Source organism: Microbacterium galbinum (assembly GCF_023091225.1).
GTDB classification, from domain to species: domain Bacteria; phylum Actinomycetota; class Actinomycetes; order Actinomycetales; family Microbacteriaceae; genus Microbacterium; species Microbacterium galbinum.
Map to the genome: position 1 here is coordinate 894505 of NZ_JAHWXM010000001.1, position 22935 is coordinate 917439.

Sequence of the window (22935 nt, forward strand, 5' to 3'; positions counted from 1 at the left end):
AGTAGGATCGGGTCATGGCAGGTATCTGGGGCAGACGCAAACGCGAACAGGAAGCCCTCGCGGTCCAGGACGCAGATCTCGCACGCCGGGCGGAGCAGGCACTCGTCTCCGCCGATGAACGGATCCGATCGACATCCGACGAGCTGGCATTCGCCGAAGCCGAGCTCGGGGAGTCGCTGACCGGAGATCTGAAGAAGGCGCTCACCGCCGTCCGCACCCACCTGCGCGAAGCGTTCCAGTTGCACCAGCTCAACCACGACGAGATCCCCGACACCCCGGAGGAGTTGCGCACGCGCAACGCGCGCATCATCCAACTGTGCGACTGGGCGCAGGATCTCCTCGACGAGAAGACCACCGTCCTCGCCGAGTCGGTCGCGAAGGTGCGGCGGGCGCCCGAGGTGATCGCCAAGGTGCGGGCGGATGCCGAGACTCTCAGCGCGCGCATCCCGGCGACGACCGCCACGATCGAGCGTCTTTCCTCCCGCTACGCCCCCTCGGCGATGACGCAGATCACCGCGAGCGCGCGCGAGGCCGAGCAGCTCATCGCCTTCGCTGTGCACGGGGCATCGGTCTCGGAGCGTCGCCGCGCCGCCAAGCAGAACGAGGAGGCGAATCTCGCGCTCGAGACCGCCACCGAGGCGACCCGACGCGCCGCCACCCTGCTCGACGCCGTCGAGGATTTCGAGATCGAAGCGCTGCGCGCGGAGTCCACTCTGGCCGAGGTCATCGCCGACTCACGCGGTGACCTGATCGCCGCGCGCAACGCACCGCAGGTTCCCGCGGTCGCCGCCGCCGTCTCCGCCCTCCAGGAAGCGCTGAGCGCTCTCACCCCCTCGGGAACTCCGAACGATCCGTTCGCCGAACTCTCTCGCCTGCGCGACGCGAACACCGGCCTCGACGAGGCGATCGCGACCGCCGAGCACCGTGCCGCCAACCCGCTCCCCTCTGTCGCCCAGGTGCAGCACGCCATCGATGACGCCGACCGCCAGCTCGGAGTCGCCCGCGGCCTCATCTCCGGCCACCGCGGGTGGATCGGCGCCGACGCCCGCACGCGCCTTGCCGAATCCGAGCGGCTGCGGGTGGATCTGAACGACCTCCTGCCCGCCGAAGAAACGCGCGAGCAGGCGCTCCTCGTCGCGCGACGCGTGGCGCACCTCGCGTCCGAGGCGCTCCAGCTCGCTCAGCGCGATATCGACTCCTCCCGCCCGCAGGATCAGGGCTGGGGCGGCGACGGCGGATGGGGCGGCGGCGGTTGGGGCGGCGGCGGCCGACGCGGAGGGGGCGGCGACATCGCCTCCGGCATCCTCGGCGGCCTCGTCATCGGCAGTCTCCTCGACGGCATCTTCGACTGACGCTCGGCATACGAGAAAAGCGGCCCGGTCCCCTCTCGGGGCCGGGCCGCTTCCGTGCTATCAGGAGGCGAGAGCCTCAGCGGGCGGGGCCTGCGCGCTCAACGCGATGACACCGTAGTCCCAGCCCTTGCGGCGGTAGACCACGCTCGGGTGATCGGTACGAGCGTCGACGAACAGGAAGAAGTCGTGTCCGACCAGTTCCATCCGGTCGACGGCCTCTTCGACCGTCATCCACTCGGCATCGAAGTTCTTCGTGCGGATGACGACGGGCGAGTAGGTCTCCTCCTCGTCGTTCTGCACCGGGATGTTGCCGGTGGCCACGGCCCGCAGGACGTCGACGGATGCCGGCTCGACATCGATCCCCTCGAGGGCGCCGCTGCCCTTCTCGAAGTGCGCGCCGCGAGGGTGCTGCCGCCCGTCGACTCGCTTCTCCTTGGCACGGCGCAACTGCTCGGCCATCTTGTCGACCGCGAGGTCGAGTGCGACGAACTTGTCGCCGTCGGTCGCCTCGGCACGGACGACCGGGCCCTTGCTCACCAGCGTGAGCTCAACGGTCTCCTCCGGCACCTGACCGTTGCGGTAGACCCGGTGGGTGACCTTCACATCCAGTCGTTGCGCGCGAGCCGCGAATGTCTGGATCCTGGCGATCTTCTCTTCGACAACGGTTCGGAAGCGATCGGTGATACCCACTCCGACGCCAACGATGCTCGTTTCCATTGCTGCCTCCTTGTCCCGGTCCTCCCGGCCAAGGGCGGACCGTGGTCGCCTTGTGACCCCCCACGCTAGTCCGCTTGGGAGCGGATGTCACGGGTCACTTCCTCCGTGTCGTGGAAGAGTCTCCGATGAGTCTCCCGTGACGCGGCGTGGCGGCGAGCGCGACGGCACCGACGACCTTATAGCCGGCCTCGGTGAGCGCTCGCGCGGCCTCGTCGAGCGTCGCCCCGGTGGTCACGACATCGTCCACCACCAGCACGGGAGCACCGCCGCCACGCCGACGGGCGGTCATGCTGCGCCGGACGTTCGCGGCTCGCGCCCGGGCATCGAGGCCGCGCTGATCCGCCCGACGTGCGACTGCCCGCAGCAACGAGGCCGGAGCAGCACCGGCTCTGCGCAGCAGCAGCTCCGGCACCCGATAGCCCCGTCTCCGGAAGGCCGACCCCGACGTGGGCACCGGCACGACATGACGCACGTCCGCCACCAGCGGCGCCAGCACCCCGGCGAGCGCGGCGCCGAGCGGGGCCGCGAGCAGAGTCTCGCCCTCGCCTTTCAGCCGCCGGATGCACCGTGCGGCGACACCCGTGAAATCCAGAGCCGCCCGCACCTCGAGTCCGCCCGGGGTGCGCACCGTCCGGGGCGCGGGGCGCAGCTCGGCACGGCACCCTGCGCAGAGCACCGTCCTCCCTGCACTGCAGCCCGCACACGATGCGGCGAGGAGGAAGGCGAGCAGTTCATCCCCGAGGGATGCGAGGTTCGAGATCGCAGGCATCCGTCGATCTTCACGCGCCTACGGCGGATCGTCCTCCCGGACGCCCACGTTTCGGAACAGGACAGGGCTGTCCCACGCCGGTGCAGGAAGAGAGGGGCGTCACTGCCCCGCGCGCGTGGCCAGCACGCGTACGCCGGTCGCGACCTCTCGCCACGCCGATCCTGCGTGCGCGAGGAGGGCGCCGTCTGTCGACAGCACCCGCACGCCCGATACGGTCCTGGCGCCGGAGAGCGCGGTCGCGCCTGTCGGGGCGGATTCGACCGTCGCGGTCCCGCCGACCACCTGGGTGAGCAGGTCGGGACTCGGCGAGTCCGCCAGCACCGCCAGGCGGTAGTCGCCGACCCAGACCAGTCCCTGCACGTCGCCGTCGACACGGGTCTGCTGCTTCATCGGTCCCAGCTCGGTCGGAAGACCGCTCTCATCACGCACGACCGCGGCGACGACGACCCAGCGCTGACTGCCCACCTCGATCACCGCGGCGATCCTCGAGCCGTCCGCCGATACCCGCATCTGCAGCACGGCCGAGGCGTCGGGCCACGCGTTCGCCACGGGATGCGACATCCGGTCGCTGCCCCAGACGAGCACGTCGGTGGGACTCGCCGTCGGCACCGTCCAGGTGTAGCCGTACGGATCGAGCGACGGAGCGATGAGACCGCCCCGCACATCGGGTTCATCGAGTCGGCCGTCGCCGACCAGATACGCGCGTCCATCGACGAGCTGGACCGCCGCCATCCCGTCGTCCGCCGCGACGTCGATCGCGGCGATCGGCTCCGGGATGCTCAGGATCTCGTCGCTGAGTCCGTCGATCGGGGAGACCTCGTCTCCCACGATGGTGCCGAATGCGCTGTCGGTGAGCACGAGCGGCCCGGATTCCTGCGGGGGCACGACGACGTTCACGACCCCCGCGTCGAGCGTGCGACCGTCGACCGTGAACCGCACCTGCGACACGTGCACCCCCGATGCGCGCAGGGTCTCCTGCAGTTGCGTGCGCATCCGGGCGAGCGTCTGCGTCTCGAGAGCCGCGGCCGGGCGGGTCAGGGCGACCTCCGCCACCTGATTGGCGTTGATCGGCACGGCATCCTGCGCGAGCTGCACATCGGCGGGGAAGGCCGTCTGCACGGCGGGCTCGAGCCACGAACTCGGCGACCCGCTGATCAGAGCCTGCACCACGGTCGTCGCGATGCTCGTGCGACGCGGGAACCAGCGCACATCCGGCACGAGTCGCGACCAGGTGCGGTCGAAGTACTGGAGGGGATACCCCTCGAACACCGTCGAGAAGCGCTCTTCATCGATGACGATGCCATCGGGCGCCTGCGAGATGCGCCACTCCCCCGCATCGGTGCGCTCCAGGGCGAACGCGAGGTTCGCCGGCCCCGCCGCCGAGGAGTACTCCCCGGAGGAGTCGACGCTCGCCACCTGGTCGAGCTGCACCTGCACGTCTGCGGCATCCGCGTCGTCGACGTCCTCGTCGAGCACCGAGGAGGATACGGCCCGGTCCGTGGCGGAGGCGTCGACGGCCACACCCGTGCTGGGGCGCCAGGACCGCTGCATGTCGGGAGTGAGGAACCGGCGGGCGATCTCCCAGTTCTCGGCCGGTGTGATCGCCGCCTCCATGAAGCCCTCGACGATCTCCCGGGGGCCCGCGCCCGGCGCGGGGCCCGAGGCGAGAGGGAGGAAGTCCGCGTCGTCGGGCGACTCGCCCAGCTCCAGGCCCACGTTCACGTCACCGGAAGTCGGCAGACCGGTGCACGCGGTGAGCAGCACCAGGCTCGCTGCGGCGAGCGCGATGCCCCGCAGGAGGTTCCTCATCCGTGCAGTACTCACGGGGCCTCACCCCCGTCGAGCATCTCGCGTCGCACGTCCGTGAGCGAGAGAGGCTGCGTGGCATCGCCGAGTTCGGCGAGGGAGTCCTGGGGTTCGACGGAAACAGGGCTCGGCCCGTCGAGCGTCGTGCCGTGGCGAGGAAGGGTGAGCACGAAGTTGGTGCCGGCGCCGAGCTCCGACCACACCGACAGGGTGCCCCCGTGGAGCGTGGCATCGCCGAGCGCGATCGACAGCCCGAGTCCGGTGCCCCCGATGGTGCGCTGACGCGACGGATCGGCGCGCCAGAACCGGTCGAACACGCGTTCGGCATCGGTCGGGTCCATCCCCAACCCGAAGTCGCGCACCCCGGCGGCGACCGCGTGCTGGTTGCTGTCGACGGTGACGACGATAGGACGCCCCTCGCCGTGTTCGATCGCGTTGCCGATGAGGTTGCGGAGCACGCGGCGCACCCGACGCGGATCCATGTCGACCGGGGAATATCCCCCCGGAGCGACGAGCCGCAGCTCCGTGCCGTGACCGTCGGCGAGAGGACGCATCTGCTCGATGACGTCCTCGGCGACGTGCGCGAGACTCGTCGCCTCCAGCTCGAGCTGCACCGACCCTGCGTCGTATCGGCTGATCTCGAGGAGGTCCGACAGCAATGTCTCGAAGCGCTGCACCTGGGCGTGCATGAGCTCGGCCGCCCGCGCCGTGACCGGGTCGAAGTCCGCACGCTGGTCGTTGAGCATGTCGGCGGCGAGACGGATCGTCGTTAGCGGCGTGCGAAGCTCGTGCGAGACGTCGGACACGAACCGCTGCTGCACCATCGACAGCTCCCCGAGCTCCTTGATCTGCGCCTCGATGCTGTCGGCCATGGCATTGAACGAGCGGCCCAGCGTCGCGAGTTCGTCCTCACCGTGCACTTCCAGGCGCACGGCCAGATCGCCCGAGGCGAGTCGCGCACTCGTCTCCGCCGCCTGGATGATCGGCGTCGAGACCGTGCGCAGGACGATCCACGAGATGGCCGCGACGATCGCGACCAGACCGATCCCCGCGATCCAGAGCGTCCGCTGCACGAACACGAGGGTCTGATCGGCATCCGAGAGGTCGTATGCGAAATAGATCTCGAAGGGGCCCGCCTCGGGTACGACGACCTGCTGCCCGACGATGATGCCCGGCACCTCTCCCCCGCCTTCGACGGGGAGGGCGACCGACTGCCAGGCCTGGCGGTCGTCGAATTCCACGACGCGTGCGCGGAGGCCGTCGCTGAGCAGGCTCGCGCTGAGTCCGGCCGTGAAGCCGTTGAGGCGGACGCCGTTCGCATCGGCGTCGATCCGGATGCCGGTGAGCTGATCGGCGTTCGAGTTCTGCGCGAATCCGGCCTGGATCGTGTTCCACAGGTCGGCGAGGGCTGCCGGGTCGTCTCCGACCTCGGCGACGTCGAGCGTGCTCTGGGCGACGTCGACCGCGCGTCGGGCGTCTTCGAGCGCTTGGTTCTTGCGCGAGACGAAGAGGTCGTTCTGGATCACGAGCGCCATGGTGACGCAGGTGATGAGGATCGCGAGGGAGGTCGCGAGCAGGGTCACCGCAAGGGTGCGGAACCGCAGCGATCTGCGCCACAGGGATCCCAGAACCGTCGGCCAGCCGCGCCAATCGCGCAGGACGGCGACCGCCGTGGTGGTGGCTGTCGTCACGGCCATGGGCGTGTCAGACAGCGCTCCCGGCGCGATAGCCGACTCCGCGGACCGTCATCACGATCCGCGGGTTGTCGGGATCGAGTTCGACCTTCGCGCGCAGTCGCTGCACGTGCACGTTCACGAGACGCGTGTCGGCCTTGTAGTGGTAGCCCCAGACCTGCTCGAGCAGCATCTCGCGGGAGAACACCTGCTGCGGCTTGGAGGCGAGAGCGACGAGCAGCTGGAACTCGAGAGGGGTGAGGGCGATCGGGTCCGTGCCGCGGCGCACCTCGTGCGCATCGACGTCGACGGTCAGATCGCCGACGCGGAGCTGCTCGCTGGTCGTCTGCGGCACGGGACGGAGCCGCGTGCGGATGCGGGCGACCAATTCCTTCGGGTTGAACGGCTTGACCATGTAGTCGTCTGCGCCCACCTCGAGACCCCGAACGACGTCAGCGGTGTCCGTGCGAGCCGTGAGCATGATGACGGGCACACCGGACTCGGCGCGGATGCGCGTGCAGATCTCGATCCCATCCATGCCGGGGAGCATCAGATCGAGGAGGACGAGGTCCGGGCGCTGTGCGCGCCACTCCTCGACGGCACGTGCTCCGTCGGCGCAGAACACGGGCTCGAATCCTTCGGTGCGCAGCACGATGCCGATCATCTCGGCGAGCGCGGTGTCGTCATCGACCACAAGGATGCGTGAGGTCATAACTGTTACCTTATGGCACTCGGTCTCACGTTCCCCAGGTCTGCGCGCCAACACCGGGGATATGGCACGATGGAGGCGCACGACGGAGGGAAGTGCTGTGAGCGCCCAGACCTGGACCCCTGCCCGGAAGAAGGGCATCATCCCCCTGCATCCGATGACGTTCGGAATGCTGCTCGGGAAGGCGTTCGCCGCGCTGCGGCACAACCCCAAGGTTCTGTTCGGCTTCGCCGTCATCCTCCAGCTCGCCGTCCTCATCCTCGCGGCGCTCGCGATTGGGCTCGTCCTCTTCACGACCTTCTCCCGACTCGAGACCGTGTCGACCGCGAGCCCTGACTTCGAGGCGATCGCTGCCGGAACCATCGCGATCAACATCATCGCCGGCATCCTGGTCGGTCTCGCTTCGGTCGCCGTCACCGCGATCATGCAGGGCGTGATCGCCGCCGACGTCAGCTACGCCACGATCGGCAAGAAGGCCACGCTGCGAATGCTGTGGCGCCGGATGACTCCGGCCTTCTGGCGTCTCGTCGCATACTCCGCGCTCGTCGTCGTCGCCGTATTCGGCCTCATCATCGTGGTCGCGCTCATCCTGTTCGGGATCATCGCCGGTGGCATCGCGGGCGGGATGGGAGCCTCCCCCGAGACGGTCGGCCTCATCGTGCTGGTCGTGGTCGTCTTCTTCCTCGCCTGCATCCCCCTCTACGTCTGGCTCAGCACCAAGCTGATGCTCGTGCCCTCGATCCTGGTGTTCGAGCGCGCGCGGCTCAAGGACGCGATCGTGCGCTCGTGGCGGCTGATCCGCGGCCGTTTCTGGGTCGCCTTCGGTGTGAGCTTCCTCATCAGTTTCATCATGGGCATCGCGATGAACGTGGTGGCCGTGCCCGCGCAGCTGTTCGCCCAGATGTTCGGCACGGTGCTCGTGCCCACCGGCGACCCCGAGCCCAGCGCGATCATCGGCATGATCCTCCTGCTCCTCGCACCGCAGATCCTCACCCTCGTGCTCCAGGCGATCACTCTGGTCGTGCAGAGCACGAGCGCGGCTCTCATCTACCTCGACTCCCGTATGCGGTACGAGGGGCTCGACCAGACTCTCGTCTCCTACGTGGAGCGCAGCGACATGGGGTGGACGGAGGAGCAGCTCGGGGACCCCTACGCGGTCGACCCGGCGCGGGCCGTCTCGAGCGCACCCCCGCCCAAGGCCGTCCCCGACTACGTCCTCCTCTCGCAGTCGTACGCCTACCCGGCACCCACGGGTGCGCCGCAACAGCCCGGGTATCCCGGACCGTACGGATACGCGCAGCAGCCGCCGGGCCAGCCCTCCTCCCCGCCGCAGCCCCCGCAGTACGGGTACGCGCCCGCACCGCAGGCCTACGGCGCCCCGCCCACTCCCCCCGTGTACACCGCACCGCCCGCACCCCCGGCGTACAGCGCACCGCCCGCTCCCGCGACACCACCCGCGGCGGCACCGCCCGCACCGGCACCGCCCGCAGCGGCACCGTGGACCGCTCCGGGCGACGGTGACCCCCGGGCATGATCCGACCGTTCGACGACCTGTTCGTCCCGGACGGCGACGACGCACGCCGCTGGGCCGAAGAAGAGTTGAGCAATCCGCGCTACGCCGATGCCGAGCCCTCGTGGTTCGACTACCTCGCGCGGGACATCGGCCGATTCATCGACAACCTCTTCAGCTCCGACAACGGCGCAGCCGTCGGTCCCTCCGCCCTCGTCATCGTCTGCATCCTGATCGGTGCCGCGCTGATCGTCGCTCTGATCGTCTGGGGGCGCCCGCGACGCTCCCGCTCCGTCGCCCGGGCCCGCACCGACCTCCTCGGTGTCGATGACGACCGCTCGGCGGCCCAGTTGCGCGCCGAGGCGGAACGCAGCGCCCGTGCCGAGGACTGGGATGCCGCCACCGTCCTGAGGTTCCGCGCGATCGCCCGTGACCTCCTCGAGCGCGACATCATCGACCCTGCCCCGGGCGCCACCGCCCAGGCCATCGCCCGAGAGGTCAGCGCGGTCTTCCCCGACGAGTCGGCACCGATGCGCAGCGCCGCGACAGCGTTCGACGACGTCCGCTATCTGCGCCACCCCGCGACGCCCGAGTCCTACGCCGCCCTGGCCGCCACCGACGAGCGCCTGCGGTCCCGCAGGCCGGCAGTGGTGACCGCATGACCGTCACCGAGGAGCGGATCACCCCTCCCACCACCGCGGAACCGACGAGACGCCTGCGCTCGATCATCGGTTGGGTGATCGTCGCCGCGCTCGTCGTCGGCGTGGCGTGGGTGGGGCTCCAGATCGCCGCGACCGCCCCGAGCGAGCGCCGTTCACTCGACCCCGAGGGCCGTGGAGATGCGGGCGCGCTGGCGCTCGCCGAGATCCTGCGGGACCAGGGGGTCGAGGTCGACGTGTATCGCTCGCACGTCGAGGCGCGTGACGCTCTGGACGAGAGCACGACGCTCGTCATGACCAATCCGTACACACTCAGCGATGATGGCCTCGCCGAGCTGATGGGGCCGGCCGACCGTGTCGTCTTCCTCTCGGTGGGAGCTCACCTGCTCGACGAACTCGATCTCGGTGCCTACTCCTCGGCGCCGCTCGCCGAGGTCGACGCGCAGTGCACCGCCGGGGAGTTCGCCGAGGTCGGCATGATCGAACCCGATCGACTGATGACTCCTCACTCCGGCGTGGAGTGGTGCTTCGGCGACGAAGAGGGCGCGGCCGTGCTCATCGACGACAGTGATGGTCGACGCACCTCGATCGTCGACGGCTCCCGCTTGTTCAGCAACGCCTATCTAGCCGAGAACGGCAACGCCGCGCTCGCGCTCGCCCTGCTCGGCCAGACCGATCGCGTGGTCTGGTACGTCCCCTCGCTCGGCGATTCCGACCTCGAGGCGACGTCTCCCGACACTCTGGGCACTCTGACGCCACCGTGGGTCACCCCGGCGATCATCCTGCTGATGCTGTCCGGGGCTGCGGCCGCCCTGTGGCGCGGCAGACGGTTCGGTCCGCTGGTCGCCGAGACGCTGCCGGTCACGGTCCGCGCTTCCGAGACGATGCACGGTCGCGCACGTCTGACGGCGAAGGCGGCGGATGCCCCGCACGCAGCGCTCGCGATCCGCGACGGCGCGCAGCGGCGCCTGGCCCGGCGACTCGGGCTGACGGCACGCGCGACATCCGACGAGGTCGCCGATGCGGCATCCGATCGTCTGCGCATTCCCCGGGGCACGCTCCAGGCGCTCCTCGCCGGCCCGCTGCCCACCGACGACGCCGCACTCGTCGAGCTCGCTCGGCGCCTCGCCGACCTCGAAGAGGCCGTCGAGAAGACGCATCGAACCGCCCGCGCGACGGACGCACCATCCGCACACACTCCATCCACGACGGAAGCCGAGGACACCCGTGACCGCTGAGTACAATCCCGCCGATGACACGGCCCTGCGCGGGGCGATGCACCGCGTGCGCAGCGAGGTCGACAAGGCCGTGGTCGGACAGGCCGGCACGGTGACCGGCCTGCTGGTCTCTCTGCTCGCCCGGGGACACGTGCTGCTCGAGGGCGTCCCGGGCGTCGCGAAGACCCTGGTCGTGCGCTCGTTCGCCCGGGCCCTCGGCCTCGACACCAAGCGCGTGCAGTTCACTCCCGACCTCATGCCCGGCGACGTGACCGGATCGCTCGTGTACGACGCGCGGACGGGAGAGTTCGACTTCCGCGCCGGCCCGGTGTTCACGAACATCCTGCTGGCCGACGAGATCAACCGCACGCCCCCGAAGACGCAGGCGGCGCTCCTCGAGGCGATGGAGGAGCGCCAGGTGTCGGCCGACGGCACGAGCCGCGCCCTCCCCGACCCGTTCCTCGTCGCGGCGACCCAGAACCCCATCGAGCACGAGGGCACGTACTCGCTTCCCGAGGCTCAACTCGACCGCTTCCTCATGAAGCTCGTGGTCGGGATGCCCGAGCGCGACGCCGAGGTGGCCGTGCTGCGCAAGCACGCCTCCGGCTTCTCGCCACGCGAGCTCACCGGCGTCGAAGCCGTCGTCACCGCCGACGAGATCCGCGCAGCGCAGGCCGCCGCGGGACGCGTCGAGGTGACGGACGACGTCCTCGCCTACGTCGTCGACCTCGCCCGCGCCACGCGGCAGTCCCCATCGGTCGAGCTCGGGGCCAGCCCGCGCGCCTCGACGGGCCTCCTCGCGGCGGCGAAGGCCTGGGCCTGGCTCAACGGCTCGACGGCGGTCACGCCCGATCACGTGCAGACGATGCTCGTACCGGTCTGGCGCCACCGTCTGCAGTTGCGCCCGGACGCGCAGATGGAGGGCGTCTCGGCGGATGCCGTGCTGACCTCCGTGGTGCAGCAGACCCGGGTACCGATCTAAGTGTTCGTCACGGGTCGCCTCGCGCTCGCCGTGGCTGCGGGCGTCGTGCCGCTGGTCATCGCCGGGCTCGCGGGTTTTCCGCCGTACGCGGTGCTCGGCGCGTGGCTGGGCCTCTGCGTGGTGCTGGTCGTCATCGACGTCGTCTTCAGCGCGAGTCCGCGGTCGGTGACCGTGACCCGGCGCGTGCCCGCTCGTGCACGGCTGGGCGAGGCGGTGCCGGTCAGCGTCGCCGTGCACAATCACGGGTCCCGCGAACTGCACGCGCTTCTCCGCGACGCCTGGCAACCGACGGCGGGCGCGGGAACCGCACGGCAGACCCTCGACATCCCGAGCGGTGAGCGCCGTCGGGTCGACATCCCGCTCCTCCCCCGTCGCCGCGGCGAACTGGTGAGCGAGTTCGTCGTGATCCGCTCGCGCGGCCCCCTCGGTCTCGCCGGACGGCAAGCCGTCCACCGCGTGCGGGGAGCGATCCGAGTGCTCCCCGCCTTCTCGTCCCGCAAGCACCTCCCCTCGCGTCTCGCCCGGCTGCGCGAGCTCGACGGCAACACGAGCATCCAGGTGCGCGGTCAGGGCACCGAGTTCGACTCGCTGCGCGAGTACGTGCGCGGCGACGACGTGCGATCGATCGACTGGCGGGCGACTGCCCGCGCCGGGACCACCATGCTGCGCACCTGGCGGCCGGAGCGCGATCGGCACGTCGTCATCATCATCGACACCGGACGCACCGCGGCCGCCCGCGTGGGCGACGGAACACGAGCGGATGCCGCGCTCGAGGCCGCCCTCCTGCTCGCGGCTCTCGCGGCGCGCGCGGGCGACCACGTGCACCTGCTGATGTACGACCGTGTCGTCCGGGCACGGGTGACCGGTGTCGAGGGCAATGCTCTCCTGCCCGCGCTGACCGACGCCATGGCCCCGGTGCACGCGCGCCTCGTCGACACCGACTGGCACGGCGCGTTCGCAGCCGTGCGCACGCTGACGACTCGCCCCTCGCTGATCGTCGTACTCACCGCGCAGGACGCCGCGGAATCGGCGCGAGGCTTCCTCGGCGCTTTTCCGGATGCCTCGCGGGCGACGTCGATCCTCGTGGGCTCCGTCACCGACGAGTCGATCGTCGAGCTGGCGCAGCAGCGCGGTTCGCGCGAGGAGGTCTACCTCGCCGCGGCCGCCGAGCGCACTCTGCGCGACGCCGAGAACGTGGCGGACGCGATCCGCCGAGCGGGCGGCGAAGCGATCTCCGCTGACCCCGAGGATCTCCCGCCGCGGATCGCCGACCGCTATCTCGAGCTCAAGGCTGCAGGCCGGCTCTGAGCGCTCCGGTCACCCCGCGAGAAGTCGTGGGGTGCCCGCCTCGTACTCGACGAGATCACCCGTCTCGCCGCGGCGATAGGCGCGTCCGCCGACGACGAGCATGTAGATCAGGAACACGGCCAGCGCCGCCGCGCCGATGCCGATCTTGAGCGGCCAGGGCAGAGCCCACCCGGTCACGAAGCCCTCGACGAGGCCGGCGAGGAACATCGCGAAAACGAGGCCGAGCGAAACCGTTGCGAGAGCTCTGCCCTCCTGCGCGAGCGATTCCGAGCGTGATCGGTGCCCCGGTGCCACCCACGACCAAAACAGTCGTAGCCCGCCGGCAGCCGCGACGAACAGGCACGTCATCTCCAGCATCCCGTGCGGCAGGACGTACAGCACCATGATGTCGGCCTTGTCGTAGGCGGCCATGATCGCGCCGGCTTTTCCGATCGCCATAGCGTTCGTGACGATCATGTACACGGGGTAGATGCCGGTCACCCCGAAGATGACGCAGAGCATTGCCAGCCACGCGTTGTTCGACCACACCATGCCCATGAACACCGCGGCGGGATTCTCTGTGTAGTAGCCGGTGAAGCTCTCGTCTGCGTACTGCTCGAGAGCAGCGGGTGGGCCGAGCGTCGCCACGAGCGCCGGGTCACTCGCGATCCAGGCGGCGGTTCCGATCGCGATCGCGAGGAACACGACGGCGATCGCCAATGTGAGCCACCGCAGACGGTAGAGCGCCGCGGGGAACTGCCGAGCGAAGAATCGCGCAGCCTGCGTCAGGACGCTGTCCGAAGCACCCGTGAGTCGCATGCGAGCGCGAACGAGGATCGTCGAAAGGTAGTTACCCTGCGGCGAGTCGCCGACCGACGTCTTGAGCTCGGCGAGATCCGCTGACGCGGCGCGATAGCGCACGATGAGTTCGTCGACTGCCGCCCCGTCCAGCGAGGCGCGGCTGAGCTCATCCAGCCGCGCCCACTCGGCGCGGCGTGCATCGGTCAACGCATCGGCATCCACCTGATTTACTGTACTCATGTCCGTGCCGATCGATACGACCGACGAGATGCTGTCCGGGGAAGCCGTCGCCATCGACGTCCAGCCGGTCGGGTTCCTCATGCGTTCTCTCGGTGCGCTCATCGACATGCTGCTCGGCTACGGGGTCTTCATCCTGTGGCTGTTCCTCCGCGTCTGGCTGCTCGATGCCGGTGTTCTCACCGAGGCGACCGATCGGATCGCGACCATCGCTTCTCTCGCGGTGAGCTTCCTCATGCTCCCCCTGAGCATGGAGATGCTGACGAAGGGCCGCAGCCTCGGCAAGCTGGCCGTCGGCGGGCGCATCGTCCGGATCGACGGCGGCGCGACGGGATTCCGTCACGCCTTCATCCGCGCGCTTCTCGGCGTGCTCGAGATCTACATGACCTTCGGCGGCCTCGCCGTCCTCTCAGGCGCCCTCACCGCACGGTCCCAGCGCCTGGGAGATCTCGTGGCGGGCACCTACAGCCAGCGCGTGCGCACGCCAAAGCTTGCCCAGAGCGTTCCGGTGATGCCCGGTGAGCTCCTCGGCTGGTCGCAGATCGCCGACGTCGCGCGTCTGCCCGACCGTCTCGCGCGGCGCATCTCGCACTTCCTCGCCTCGGCGCACCAGCTCGTTCCCGGGGCACGCGCGCGCGTCGCGAACGAGCTGCTCGCCGAGGCATCCGCCTTCGTCTCCCCCCTGCCGCAGGCTTCGCCGGAGCGTGCCCTGGTCGCGATCACGGTGATCCGTCGCGAGCGGGAGCGACGCGCACTCATCGCCTCGGATGCCCGCGCCGAGCGGCTCTCGGGGCGCCGCGTCGGGGTCTGACGCTCAGGCGCGCAGCGCCTCGTGGCGCACGACGATCCACCCTGCGGGCACCGACAACCGGTCGGCGTGCTGGGCGCACAGGTCGTGAGCGTGCGGGTGACGCTCGAGTCCGAGCGGACCGAGCGCGGCCATCTGGTCGCCGTAGTCGTACGTGAGTGTGGCCACCGCTTCGCGCGCGCAGCCCACCTTCGAGCAGAGTCGTCCGTCCATCCGTGCCAGGCTACGGTCCGGTGCGCGTCCAGGACGGATGCCGCGCCGTCCGATGCCGCACACGGCCTAGACTTTCGTCATGCCCCGTCGACGCGCCACCCGCACCCCCGAGACGCCCCGGCGAGGCGCGCGGCACGGACGCCACGGCCGTCTCGGCCGCAGCGAGGTCGTGCGGCCTCCCCTGGCTCCGCTGGACGGACGCCTCGACCGGTTCGACCTCTCGGTGGGAACCGCCGTCGAGTTCCTCCGCGGCACGTGGCCGGAGCTGCAGGACGTGCGATTCGAGATCGGTGCGATGCCCGGATTCGAGGCGGGTGACGAGGTGCCGCGCTGGTACCTCGATCGCGAGCACGCACGCATCGTGCTCTTCCGCCTGCCCATCGAGCGTCTTCTCCCTCCCGGCCACGACGACAACGCGCACCGACGGATGGCGATCGAGAGCGCCGTCTTCCGGGCAGCGGCGGAGTACGTCGGCCGCGAGCCGTGGGATCTCGGCCACGACCACTGACCGGAGCGCATCGTCCCCGTGTCTAGGGGTAGACCGTGATGCTCTTCTCCGCGCCCGCGCTCGGCTGCAGAGGCCACGTCGCGAGCGCTCCGGCACCGGACATGCTCATCGCCGCGCGCACGGCGTCAGAGGTGCTGAGCCGATAGACCGTATCGCCGTTGAGTGTCGCCGCCACCGAACTGCCGGCGGGCACGACGACCTCGCGGGAGTTCCCGCTGCTGAGGTTCTCGAGGGTGACGGTCGCATCGGCACCGTCTTCGTTGATGAGGTAAAGCGCCGGCTGGGGTCCGTTCGGCACCGCGAAGAGGGCGTCCGTGCCGATCTCCGGCGCCGGTGTCATCCACGAGAAGTCCGCGCCCTTGCCGAATCCGTTCTGCTGACGGACACCCGCGACCACCGGGGCGTCGGCGTCGATCGACACCGAGTACGACCCAGGCGCGAGGGCGCTGAGCGACGCCTCCGCCGGGGTGTCGGCCGCGAGATCCACCGTGAACTCCTCGACGACCTCGGGTGAACCGACCGCGCGCACCGTGACGACGGCTCGCCCGTCCGCACCGGCCGAAAGCAGCCGGAGCACCGTCATGTCGGCGTTGTCCCCGTCGCCGTCGAACGACTGCACGCCGACGATCACCGGATGCCGCTGCGGCCCGGCAACCGCTTCCTGCAGGTCGATGCCGGCCGGGTCGAGCGTGCGCACGAAGGAGGACTGCAGAACCGCCCTCACAGGAGCCCCCTCGGCCGTGACCTCGACCACGGGTGTCGTGTTGCCCGCCGCGATCGAGCTGAGCGGAAGGGCGACCTGCGTCATCGCCGGGACGATCACGGTGCGGTTGCTCCGCGAATCCCCGTACGTCGAGAGGGTCACGGTGGACGTCACCGCCGCCGCGTTGGTGAGGGTCACGATGTCCTTGGTCCCGGTGGCGACGCTTCCGCCGACCAGCCAGGATTCCAACCTGCTCTCCCCGCAGGGCAGGGCGGCGAAGCCCGCCAGATCCGTCGCCGAGACCGAGATCGACTCGGTCGCGGCGATGAGGGGCGCGCTCCGGTCGACGACCTCTCCGGTGAATCGGTCGACCTCGCCGCCACCGATGAGATCGGGCGCGGCGATCGGGGCCGAGGCCGGAGCTCCACCGGTGCCGTCCACGGTCACCGATGGGGACCCCGCCGAGCGCATGCTCAACGGATCGGAGGAGTCTCGACCGATCGCGCGGAAGTCGCCGTTGCACACGAGCATCGGCGCTCCGGGAAGCGGCGTGACCTCCACCTGCGCGGGGTCATGTGCGACCTCGGGCCACGGCGCGTGGATCGCGGTGACGACGCCGGCGACGCAGGCGATCGCGACGGCGGCTCCGACGGTGACGCGCGCACCGGTGGCGACCACTCGGAAGACTCGCGTACGGCTCATCGCTGCTTCTCCTCGGTCTCGGGGTCTCCGGAGGAATCGGCGGCGTCATCGTCGACGGCAGCATCTCCTGTCGGCGCGTCAACGGCCTCTCCGCGTGATTCCACGTCGTTCCTCGAGGTCTCGCCGTCCGGTGCGACGGCCTCCTCGAGTGCATCCGCGGGCGTCTCGCCGACGATCGCGGCCTCGGCGAGTTCGTCCACTCCGCCCGGTTCGACGATCGAGGCTTCCGCGAGCTCCTCGCGATGCCGTGGGAGGACGAGTGGCTCCTCGGGCGCACGCCCGACGATGCGGGATTGCGCACGCGCCGCGCGTCGCGACGTACGGGTGGGCAGAGCGAGGAGCAGAGCGGCGAACAGGAAGATCAACTGCAGAGTGACGACGAGTCGCGCCTGATGCTCCTGCTCGTTCGTGAGAGTCGCCGGTGCGGCGATATCGGTGTCGACCCTCCAGAGAACGCCGCGATCCGTGGTGCCGGCGTGCACGAACCCGGCGCGCTGATCGATCGCGGTGATCGCCGACGTCCGCATCGAACGAGCCTGGTCGGCCTCATCGCCCGGCACCTGCGCGACGAGCACGTAGCTGATCCCGTGGGCGGCGAGCTCCCCCGGCGCATCGAAATCGCGCGCCGAGAGCAGGTCGACCGAGAGGGCGGCGATGTCGGTCCCTCGCGGCTGCTCCGCTGTCGAGAGGATCGTGGTCTGCGCACCCAGGGTCTCACTCGCGCCCCAGACCACCTCGGCGGCGAGTCCGCCGTCGTTCTGCGGCGTGAGGACGAGCGTGCTGATCGGCTGATCCCCGGAGGCCTGCGCAGCGACGTACGCGGGAAGCGTCGAATCGGGCCCGTTGCGCAGAGCGGATGCGTCGAGATGGAGAGCCGTGAGGGCCGGCACCGCTCCGACCACCAGAGCAATCGCGGCTATGCCGGTGACGGCCGTGCGCAGTTGCGGCAACGTGACAGCGGTGTCGAGGGTGACGACCGCGCCACCGACGATGCCGATCCACGCGAGCGAGAGCCCGGCACCCGGCCAGATGGCGACCGGCGTGCCCTGCGCGAAACTGACCGTGACGCCCACGGCCAGGAACGCCGTCGCGAAGCCGGCGAGCGAGACGACGAGCAGGGTGATACCCGTACGCCAGCGCGGCGCGACGGCCGCACCGAGCGCGAGCAGGGCGAGAGGCGCGCTGAACACGGCCGCCCAGGCGCCGAGCGGCGCGATCTGGAAAGCCGCCCACCCTGCGGCATCCGCGGTGGGATATCCCGTCGCGAGGGCGAGGCGCCCTGCGGCATCCGCCGCCGCCTGCGGGCCGGCCCAGATCGCCCCGGGATCGGCCAGGAGTGCGACGAGCGATCCGTCGACGAGGTGCGCGTACGCGAGCGGCGCGAAGAGCACGAGAGCCGGGATCGGGGTCCAGAGCAGGCGAACGGCGCCACGGAACTGGGCCGTACCCAGAGTGATCCCGAGCCCGACGACCCAGAGCACGAGAAGTGCGGGGACGAGTGACGGCGAGCATGCGGCCACGGCGGCGAACACCAGCGATGCCGCCCCCGCCGCTCCCCACGATCGATGGGCGACGACCGCCGCATGGAACAGCCAGGGCAGGAGGAGATGCACGAGAACGCCGGTTGGGCGGCCGTCGACGAGCGCGGTGAGGAACGTCGGCGCCAGAGCCCATCCGACTCCCGCGAAGATGCGGAGCCCCGCGCGATCCGTCACCCGCGTCGCGGCGAACCAACCGCCGAGGACGGCGAGCGGCAGCGCGAGCACCCACAGGAGCACGAGGGCGAAGGACGGCGATCCCGGCCAGAGCGAGCCGAGGACGGCGACCACACCGGCGAAGGGATCGGCCGGACCGACGACGTCGAGGCCGAGCCCCCGGACTCCCCACGCCGCGTCCTGCCAGAGTCCCGCGACGGTCTGCCGGAGCGGCAGGAGAGCTCCGCCGCCGAGCGAGGGCCAGGCGAGAAGAGAGGTGAACGACGCGACGCTCACGGCGAGGGCGGCCAGCACGGCCCACGCGCCACCGCCGCCGAAGAAGTGCAGTTCGCTGACGGCGCCGCCTTCGCTGCCGTGGCCGTCGTCGAGACGACGGCGGAGCTGCGAGCCCGTGACGCGCAGGGGCGAGATGCTGGCCCACGACGAGGTGCGGAAGGATCGGATGGCGGCACGCGAACGGGCGAGCGCTCCGAATCGGAGCATCGCCACCACGGCGGCACCGAACTCGGGGAAGACTTCCTCGGGGCGCTTGCCGACGAGGTGCGCGATCGAGCGCCACAGCGCGAGGGGCAGGAGCGCGATCCAGTGCAGCGGCACGGCGATCGCCGGCGCATAGGCGAGGCGGCGATGCAGCTGGGCGAGGCGGGTCACATAGGCACGCCGGGAGCGGCCGCGAGGGAGCGATGCCGGGCCGTCGGGCGAGACCGAGATCCGCGCGGTCGGGGCGAGGACGACGCGTCCGCCGCCGAGACGAGCGCGCACGCCCAGATCGAGGCCCTCATCGGCTCCGGCGAGCGCCGGGTCCGGGCGGAGCGCATCGCGCACCTCGCTGCGGATCAGCATGCCGCGGATGTCGGCCGCGAGCGCCTCATCGAGACCGTCGTGCTGCCCCTGGTCGAGCTCACCCGCCGAGAGCTCGACCGAACGGCCGAGGCTCGTCATGCTGACGCCGAGGGAGACGATCTCACGATCGTTGTCGGTGGCGACCAGCTTCGGTGCCGCGATCGCGGCCGACGGCGAACGCTCGAGCATCCCGACGAGGCGCTCCAGGGCCCGAGGGTGCGGCGCGGTGTCGTGTGCGAGGAGCCATACGGCGCTGTTCTCGGCGACCCGGGGACGCGCGAGTTCGACGGCCTCGGCGAACGAGGTGGAGTGCCGGGCCTCGACGATCCCCTCGACCGTCTGCGCGACGGCCTCGCTGGTACGAGCCGATGCGGCGTTGCCGCAGACCACGAGGGTGACCGCTTCCACCGGTGCGGTCTGCGATCTCAGCGCCTCGAGGGTGCGGAGCAGTTGCGCGCGGGCTGAGGAACCGGGGCGCGCGACGATGATGGCGTGAACTCGGGCTGGCATGACATCGTCAGCCTAAGCGCGGTGCGACGCGGGAGAAGGCAGCCGGTGCGGCGCGCCCGCGAAGGTCCCGGTCGGATTCCATCCGGGAGACCGGCGGGTGCGTCGCCGTTCAGCTGGCGCGGCGCTTGAGCTTGCGACGCTCGCGCTCGGAGAGACCGCCCCAGATACCGAACCGCTCGTCGTTGTTGAGCGCGTACTCGAGGCACTCCCCGCGCACGTCGCACGAGGTGCAGATGCGCTTGGCGTCTCGCGTCGAGCCGCCCTTCTCCGGGAAGAACGCCTCGGGATCGGTCTGAGAGCACAGGGCGTCGGTCTGCCAGGCGAGAGCGTTGTCGTCGTCTGCCTCGACCTTTCGAACCCCGGGTACACCGAGGTTGACCGGGTCGACGAACCAGTTCTCCGGAACGTCGGATCGGTATCCCGTCATCTCGACCTCCAACCCCTCATATCTCGCCCCCCGCCGGGCCGTGCACCACTAATTACACCCGTGTCATTCGCTCGGGTCAAGTCGCGGATCGTAAACCCTCAATCATGTATTGAAGGTTCTTGACGGCATATCGGCGTGTCGCGCGACCGAAGGTGGACTCGGGCGCAGACGTCGCGCGTCAGTGTCCCGGAGACGCGATGAAGACCTCGCCGAGGCCGGACAGACGCAGCTCGGTCTCGTCGTCGGACGCATAGGCGACGGCCCCGACGGGCAGATCGATCGCGGCATCCGCGCCTTCGATGCGAACCGTGCCGTCCGTGGCGAGCACCATGGTCCTGCCGTCGACGGGCACGCTCGTCGGCGAGCCGTCGAGCACGATGCGGCGCAACGCGAAGTCCGGAACCGGCACGTCGTACGTCGTGATCGCGCCCTCCTCGGCAGGGCGCAGCACCGGGACGAGCCCGGGGGCGGTGTCGACGAGCGACAGGAGTTCCGGCACGTCGATCCGCTTGGGCGTGAGTCCCCCGCGGAGCACGTTGTCGCTGGCGGCCATGATCTCCACGCCGAGGCCCGAGAGGTAGGCGTGCAGGAGACCGGCGCGCAGGAAGACGCCCTCGCCCCGGCGGAGCACGAGGTGGTTCATCAGCAGCGCGACCACGACCCCCGGGTCACCGGGGTAGGTGTCGGCGATCCGCGCGATCGCGCGCAGAGTGTCGCTCCACTCCCCCGCGTCCCTGCGGGAGGCGGTGAGGACCGCGTCGATAACGCCGTCGACGGCCTCGCCCGCCGACCCGTCGAGCAGCCACTCGAGGGTGTCGCGCAGGACGTCACCTTCGGCGGAGAGACGCTCGCGGAGCGCGACGACCGCGGCGGTGGGTGCGAGGGCATCGATGAGCTGCAACGTCTGTGCCACCGGGCGCAGGCCGCTGAGCGACTCGAAGCGCTCGCTCAGCGCGACCAGCAGCTCGGGCTTGTGGTTCGCGTCGCGATAGTTGCGCTGCGGATCGTCGAGCGCGAGGCCGCTCTCGCGCTCCCAGCCCTCCTTCGCCTGCGCCAGGGTCGGGTGCACCTGGATCGACAGCGGCTGAGCGGCCGCGAGCAGCTTCAGCAGGTACGGAAGCGTTCCGCCGGTGACCGCATCGAGCGTGCCGCCGCCCACCACATCCGCGGGGTCCCCCGGGTGATCCCCGAACCAGACCTCCGCCTCGGGGGCGCCGCTCGGCGCACGCCCTTCGAGCTCGGCGAGAAGGGTCTCCGATCCCCAGGCGTAGTCGCGGGGTGCATTGGTGAGGTGCAGCAGCATGTTCCCAGCGTAGAGCGCGCCACGCCGCTCACAGACGCACGTGACCGCCTCGCGGTACCCTGATCGCGATGGCCCAGTACACCCAGCATCCGGTGAGCGCCCCGCCGACCGCCCCCGAGCGGGAATCGACGGGGCATCTGCTGTTGCGCGGCTACGTGATCCTCACGCTCTTCGTCACGTTCGCGCACACCGCCGTCTACAACCTCCTCGGTATGCTCGGCGCCGCCGTCGTGCTCGTCGTGTTCACGCTGGCCACCGTCGCGATCGGCGTCCCGATGCTGGCGCGCAACCGCCCGCAGGCGTTCCGCTGGCGGCGCCTGCCGTGGACGGCTCTCGCCTACACGACCCTCGCGCTCGTCTCGGTCGCGTGGTCTCAGTGGCGGGGGCCGACGTTGCTCACCTGGCTGCTCCTCGCCGCGGTGACCGTCAACGGACTGTTCGTGGCGCACGTGCTGACGTGGCACGAGATCGTGCGTGCTCTCTCATCGACGTTCAAGTGGATCCTCGGCCTCTCGATCGCGCTCGAGCTATGGGTGTCGCTGGTGATCCACGGCCCGCTGCTTCCGAACTTCGCCGTCATCCCCGAGGACGGGATCGACCCGCAGCTGTACTGGGTGCGCGACAACCTGTTCGACGGCGGTCGACTCCAGGGCATCGTGGCGAACGCGAACATCCTCGCGATCATCTCCCTGTTCGCGATCCTCACCTTCGGAGTGCTCTTCGCCGCCCGCGCGCGCTGGCGGACCACGCTCGCGCTGTGGATGCTGCTCGCCGCGTTCTTCCTCGTGCGCACCGCCTCGACCACCGCCCTCATCTGCGCCGCCGCCGTGGGCGTCGCGCTGGCCGTCGCCCTCGTCATGCGTCGCGCGCGCACGCCCGGGGACCGCACGCGCATCTACGTGATCGCGATCGGCGGCTCCGCCGTGCTCGCCGCCGCCGTGTGGCTGTTCCGGGAGCCGCTGCTCGGCCTGGCGGGGCGCAGCGCCGACCTGACGGGGCGCTCCGACAAGATCTGGACCGCGGTGCTCGAGCGCGCTGCCCAGCATCCGTTGTTCGGCAACGGCTTCTCGAGTCCGTGGATTCCCGACGATCCCGCCTTCGACGGCTGGATCGTCGACCACGGCCTCACCGTCTTCCACGCGCACAACATGTGGCTCGACGTGCTCATGCAGCTCGGCATCCTCGGCGTGATCCTGATGGGCATCTCGTATCTGAGCCTGCTCTGGCGGTCGTGGTTCTTCGCCGTCGACCGCCCCCGATGGGATCTCAATTCCTCGCGCAACTTCTCGCCGATCACGCTCCTGCCGAGCATGTTCACGATCGTGCTGCTGGTGCAGGGACTCTCCGAGTCCACCCCGATCATGCTCTGGGGATGGATGCTGCTGGTGATGTTCACGTTCAAGCTCAAGTCGGTGCCCCTGATCGGCGTCGGCGAGCGGGAGCAGTTGTTCGACCGCGGCGCGCGCGCCCGGCGGATCCCGTGA

20 protein-coding genes are annotated in these 22935 nt (G+C 70.3%); 9 read left to right on the forward strand and 11 right to left on the reverse strand.

From position 1 onward, the window contains the following. Positions 1-14: 14 nt before the first annotated feature. Positions 15-1352, forward strand: coding sequence for a coiled-coil domain-containing protein (locus KZC52_RS04490; RefSeq protein WP_247622861.1), 1338 nt, complete (start codon positions 15-17; stop codon positions 1350-1352). 60 nt (positions 1353-1412) lie between these two features. Here KZC52_RS04490 and hpf read toward each other — a convergent pair whose 3' ends face one another. From hpf to mtrA, 5 genes are all read right to left on the reverse strand, one after another. Then, the gene (gene hpf, locus KZC52_RS04495) at positions 1413-2069 is read right to left on the reverse strand and encodes a ribosome hibernation-promoting factor, HPF/YfiA family (protein WP_247622862.1); all 657 of its coding nucleotides are present in this window, start codon (positions 2067-2069) and stop codon (positions 1413-1415) included. A gap of 94 nt (positions 2070-2163) precedes the next feature. Beyond that, entirely contained in the window at positions 2164-2838 is a 675-nt protein-coding gene (locus KZC52_RS04500; RefSeq protein WP_247622863.1) for a ComF family protein, read from the reverse strand. A gap of 99 nt (positions 2839-2937) precedes the next feature. Then, a complete protein-coding gene (locus KZC52_RS04505; protein ID WP_247622864.1) occupies positions 2938-4647 on the reverse strand; it encodes an LpqB family beta-propeller domain-containing protein in 1710 nt (569 codons plus the stop codon). An 11-nt stretch (positions 4648-4658) separates the two neighbouring features. Beyond that, complete coding sequence (gene mtrB, locus KZC52_RS04510) at positions 4659-6341, reverse strand: MtrAB system histidine kinase MtrB (RefSeq protein ID WP_247622865.1); 1683 nt, start codon at positions 6339-6341, stop codon at positions 4659-4661. 7 nt (positions 6342-6348) lie between these two features. Beyond that, a complete protein-coding gene (gene mtrA, locus KZC52_RS04515; RefSeq protein ID WP_247622866.1) occupies positions 6349-7029 on the reverse strand; it encodes an MtrAB system response regulator MtrA in 681 nt (226 codons plus the stop codon). Positions 7030-7126: 97 nt separating this feature from the next. Here mtrA and KZC52_RS04520 point away from each other — a divergent pair, with 97 nt between their 5' ends. From KZC52_RS04520 to KZC52_RS04540, 5 genes are read left to right on the forward strand one after another with little or no spacing between them, the layout of a single operon-like run. Continuing rightward, complete coding sequence (locus tag KZC52_RS04520; protein ID WP_247622867.1) at positions 7127-8560, forward strand: DUF7847 domain-containing protein; 1434 nt, start codon at positions 7127-7129, stop codon at positions 8558-8560. Then, a complete protein-coding gene (locus KZC52_RS04525; RefSeq protein ID WP_247622868.1) occupies positions 8557-9198 on the forward strand; it encodes a DUF4129 domain-containing protein in 642 nt (213 codons plus the stop codon). Before KZC52_RS04520 ends, KZC52_RS04525 begins: the two co-directional genes overlap by 4 nt. Further along, positions 9195-10433 (forward strand): DUF4350 domain-containing protein, encoded by a 1239-nt coding sequence (locus KZC52_RS04530; protein ID WP_247622869.1) that lies wholly within the window; start codon positions 9195-9197, stop codon positions 10431-10433. The genes KZC52_RS04525 and KZC52_RS04530 overlap by 4 nt, the downstream gene beginning before the upstream one ends. Positions 10434-10470: 37 nt before the next feature. Then, complete coding sequence (locus KZC52_RS04535) at positions 10471-11394, forward strand: AAA family ATPase (protein ID WP_247624703.1); 924 nt, start codon at positions 10471-10473, stop codon at positions 11392-11394. Continuing rightward, the gene (locus KZC52_RS04540; protein ID WP_247622870.1) at positions 11395-12702 is read left to right on the forward strand and encodes a DUF58 domain-containing protein; all 1308 of its coding nucleotides are present in this window, start codon (positions 11395-11397) and stop codon (positions 12700-12702) included. A gap of 9 nt (positions 12703-12711) precedes the next feature. On the opposite strand, the gene KZC52_RS04545 is transcribed toward KZC52_RS04540, so the two are convergent. Continuing rightward, complete coding sequence (locus KZC52_RS04545; RefSeq protein WP_247624704.1) at positions 12712-13704, reverse strand: stage II sporulation protein M; 993 nt, start codon at positions 13702-13704, stop codon at positions 12712-12714. Positions 13705-13720: 16 nt separating this feature from the next. On the opposite strand from KZC52_RS04545, the gene KZC52_RS04550 reads away from it, so the two are divergent. Continuing rightward, the gene (locus KZC52_RS04550) at positions 13721-14530 is read left to right on the forward strand and encodes an RDD family protein (RefSeq protein WP_247622871.1); all 810 of its coding nucleotides are present in this window, start codon (positions 13721-13723) and stop codon (positions 14528-14530) included. Between the two features lie 3 nt (positions 14531-14533). On the opposite strand, the gene KZC52_RS04555 is transcribed toward KZC52_RS04550, so the two are convergent. After that, the gene (locus KZC52_RS04555; RefSeq protein WP_247622872.1) at positions 14534-14740 is read right to left on the reverse strand and encodes a DUF3499 family protein; all 207 of its coding nucleotides are present in this window, start codon (positions 14738-14740) and stop codon (positions 14534-14536) included. Between the two features lie 79 nt (positions 14741-14819). On the opposite strand from KZC52_RS04555, the gene KZC52_RS04560 reads away from it, so the two are divergent. Continuing rightward, positions 14820-15248 (forward strand): hypothetical protein, encoded by a 429-nt coding sequence (locus tag KZC52_RS04560; protein ID WP_247622873.1) that lies wholly within the window; start codon positions 14820-14822, stop codon positions 15246-15248. A 22-nt stretch (positions 15249-15270) separates the two neighbouring features. On the opposite strand, the gene KZC52_RS04565 is transcribed toward KZC52_RS04560, so the two are convergent. The 4 genes from KZC52_RS04565 to manA all read right to left on the reverse strand — a co-directional run bounded on the left by KZC52_RS04565 (position 15271) and on the right by manA (position 21451). Then, entirely contained in the window at positions 15271-16653 is a 1383-nt protein-coding gene (locus tag KZC52_RS04565) for a DUF5719 family protein (protein WP_247622874.1), read from the reverse strand. After that, positions 16650-19721: a glycosyltransferase gene (locus KZC52_RS04570; RefSeq protein ID WP_247622875.1), complete on the reverse strand. Its 3072-nt coding sequence runs from the start codon at positions 19719-19721 to the stop codon at positions 16650-16652. The genes KZC52_RS04565 and KZC52_RS04570 overlap by 4 nt, the downstream gene beginning before the upstream one ends. Positions 19722-19830: 109 nt before the next feature. Continuing rightward, the gene (locus KZC52_RS04575; protein ID WP_247622876.1) at positions 19831-20148 is read right to left on the reverse strand and encodes a WhiB family transcriptional regulator; all 318 of its coding nucleotides are present in this window, start codon (positions 20146-20148) and stop codon (positions 19831-19833) included. Positions 20149-20326: 178 nt separating this feature from the next. Next, positions 20327-21451 (reverse strand): mannose-6-phosphate isomerase, class I, encoded by a 1125-nt coding sequence (manA, locus tag KZC52_RS04580; protein ID WP_247622877.1) that lies wholly within the window; start codon positions 21449-21451, stop codon positions 20327-20329. A 68-nt stretch (positions 21452-21519) separates the two neighbouring features. Here manA and KZC52_RS04585 point away from each other — a divergent pair, with 68 nt between their 5' ends. Continuing rightward, positions 21520-22935, forward strand: coding sequence for an O-antigen ligase family protein (locus tag KZC52_RS04585; RefSeq protein WP_247622878.1), 1416 nt, complete (start codon positions 21520-21522; stop codon positions 22933-22935).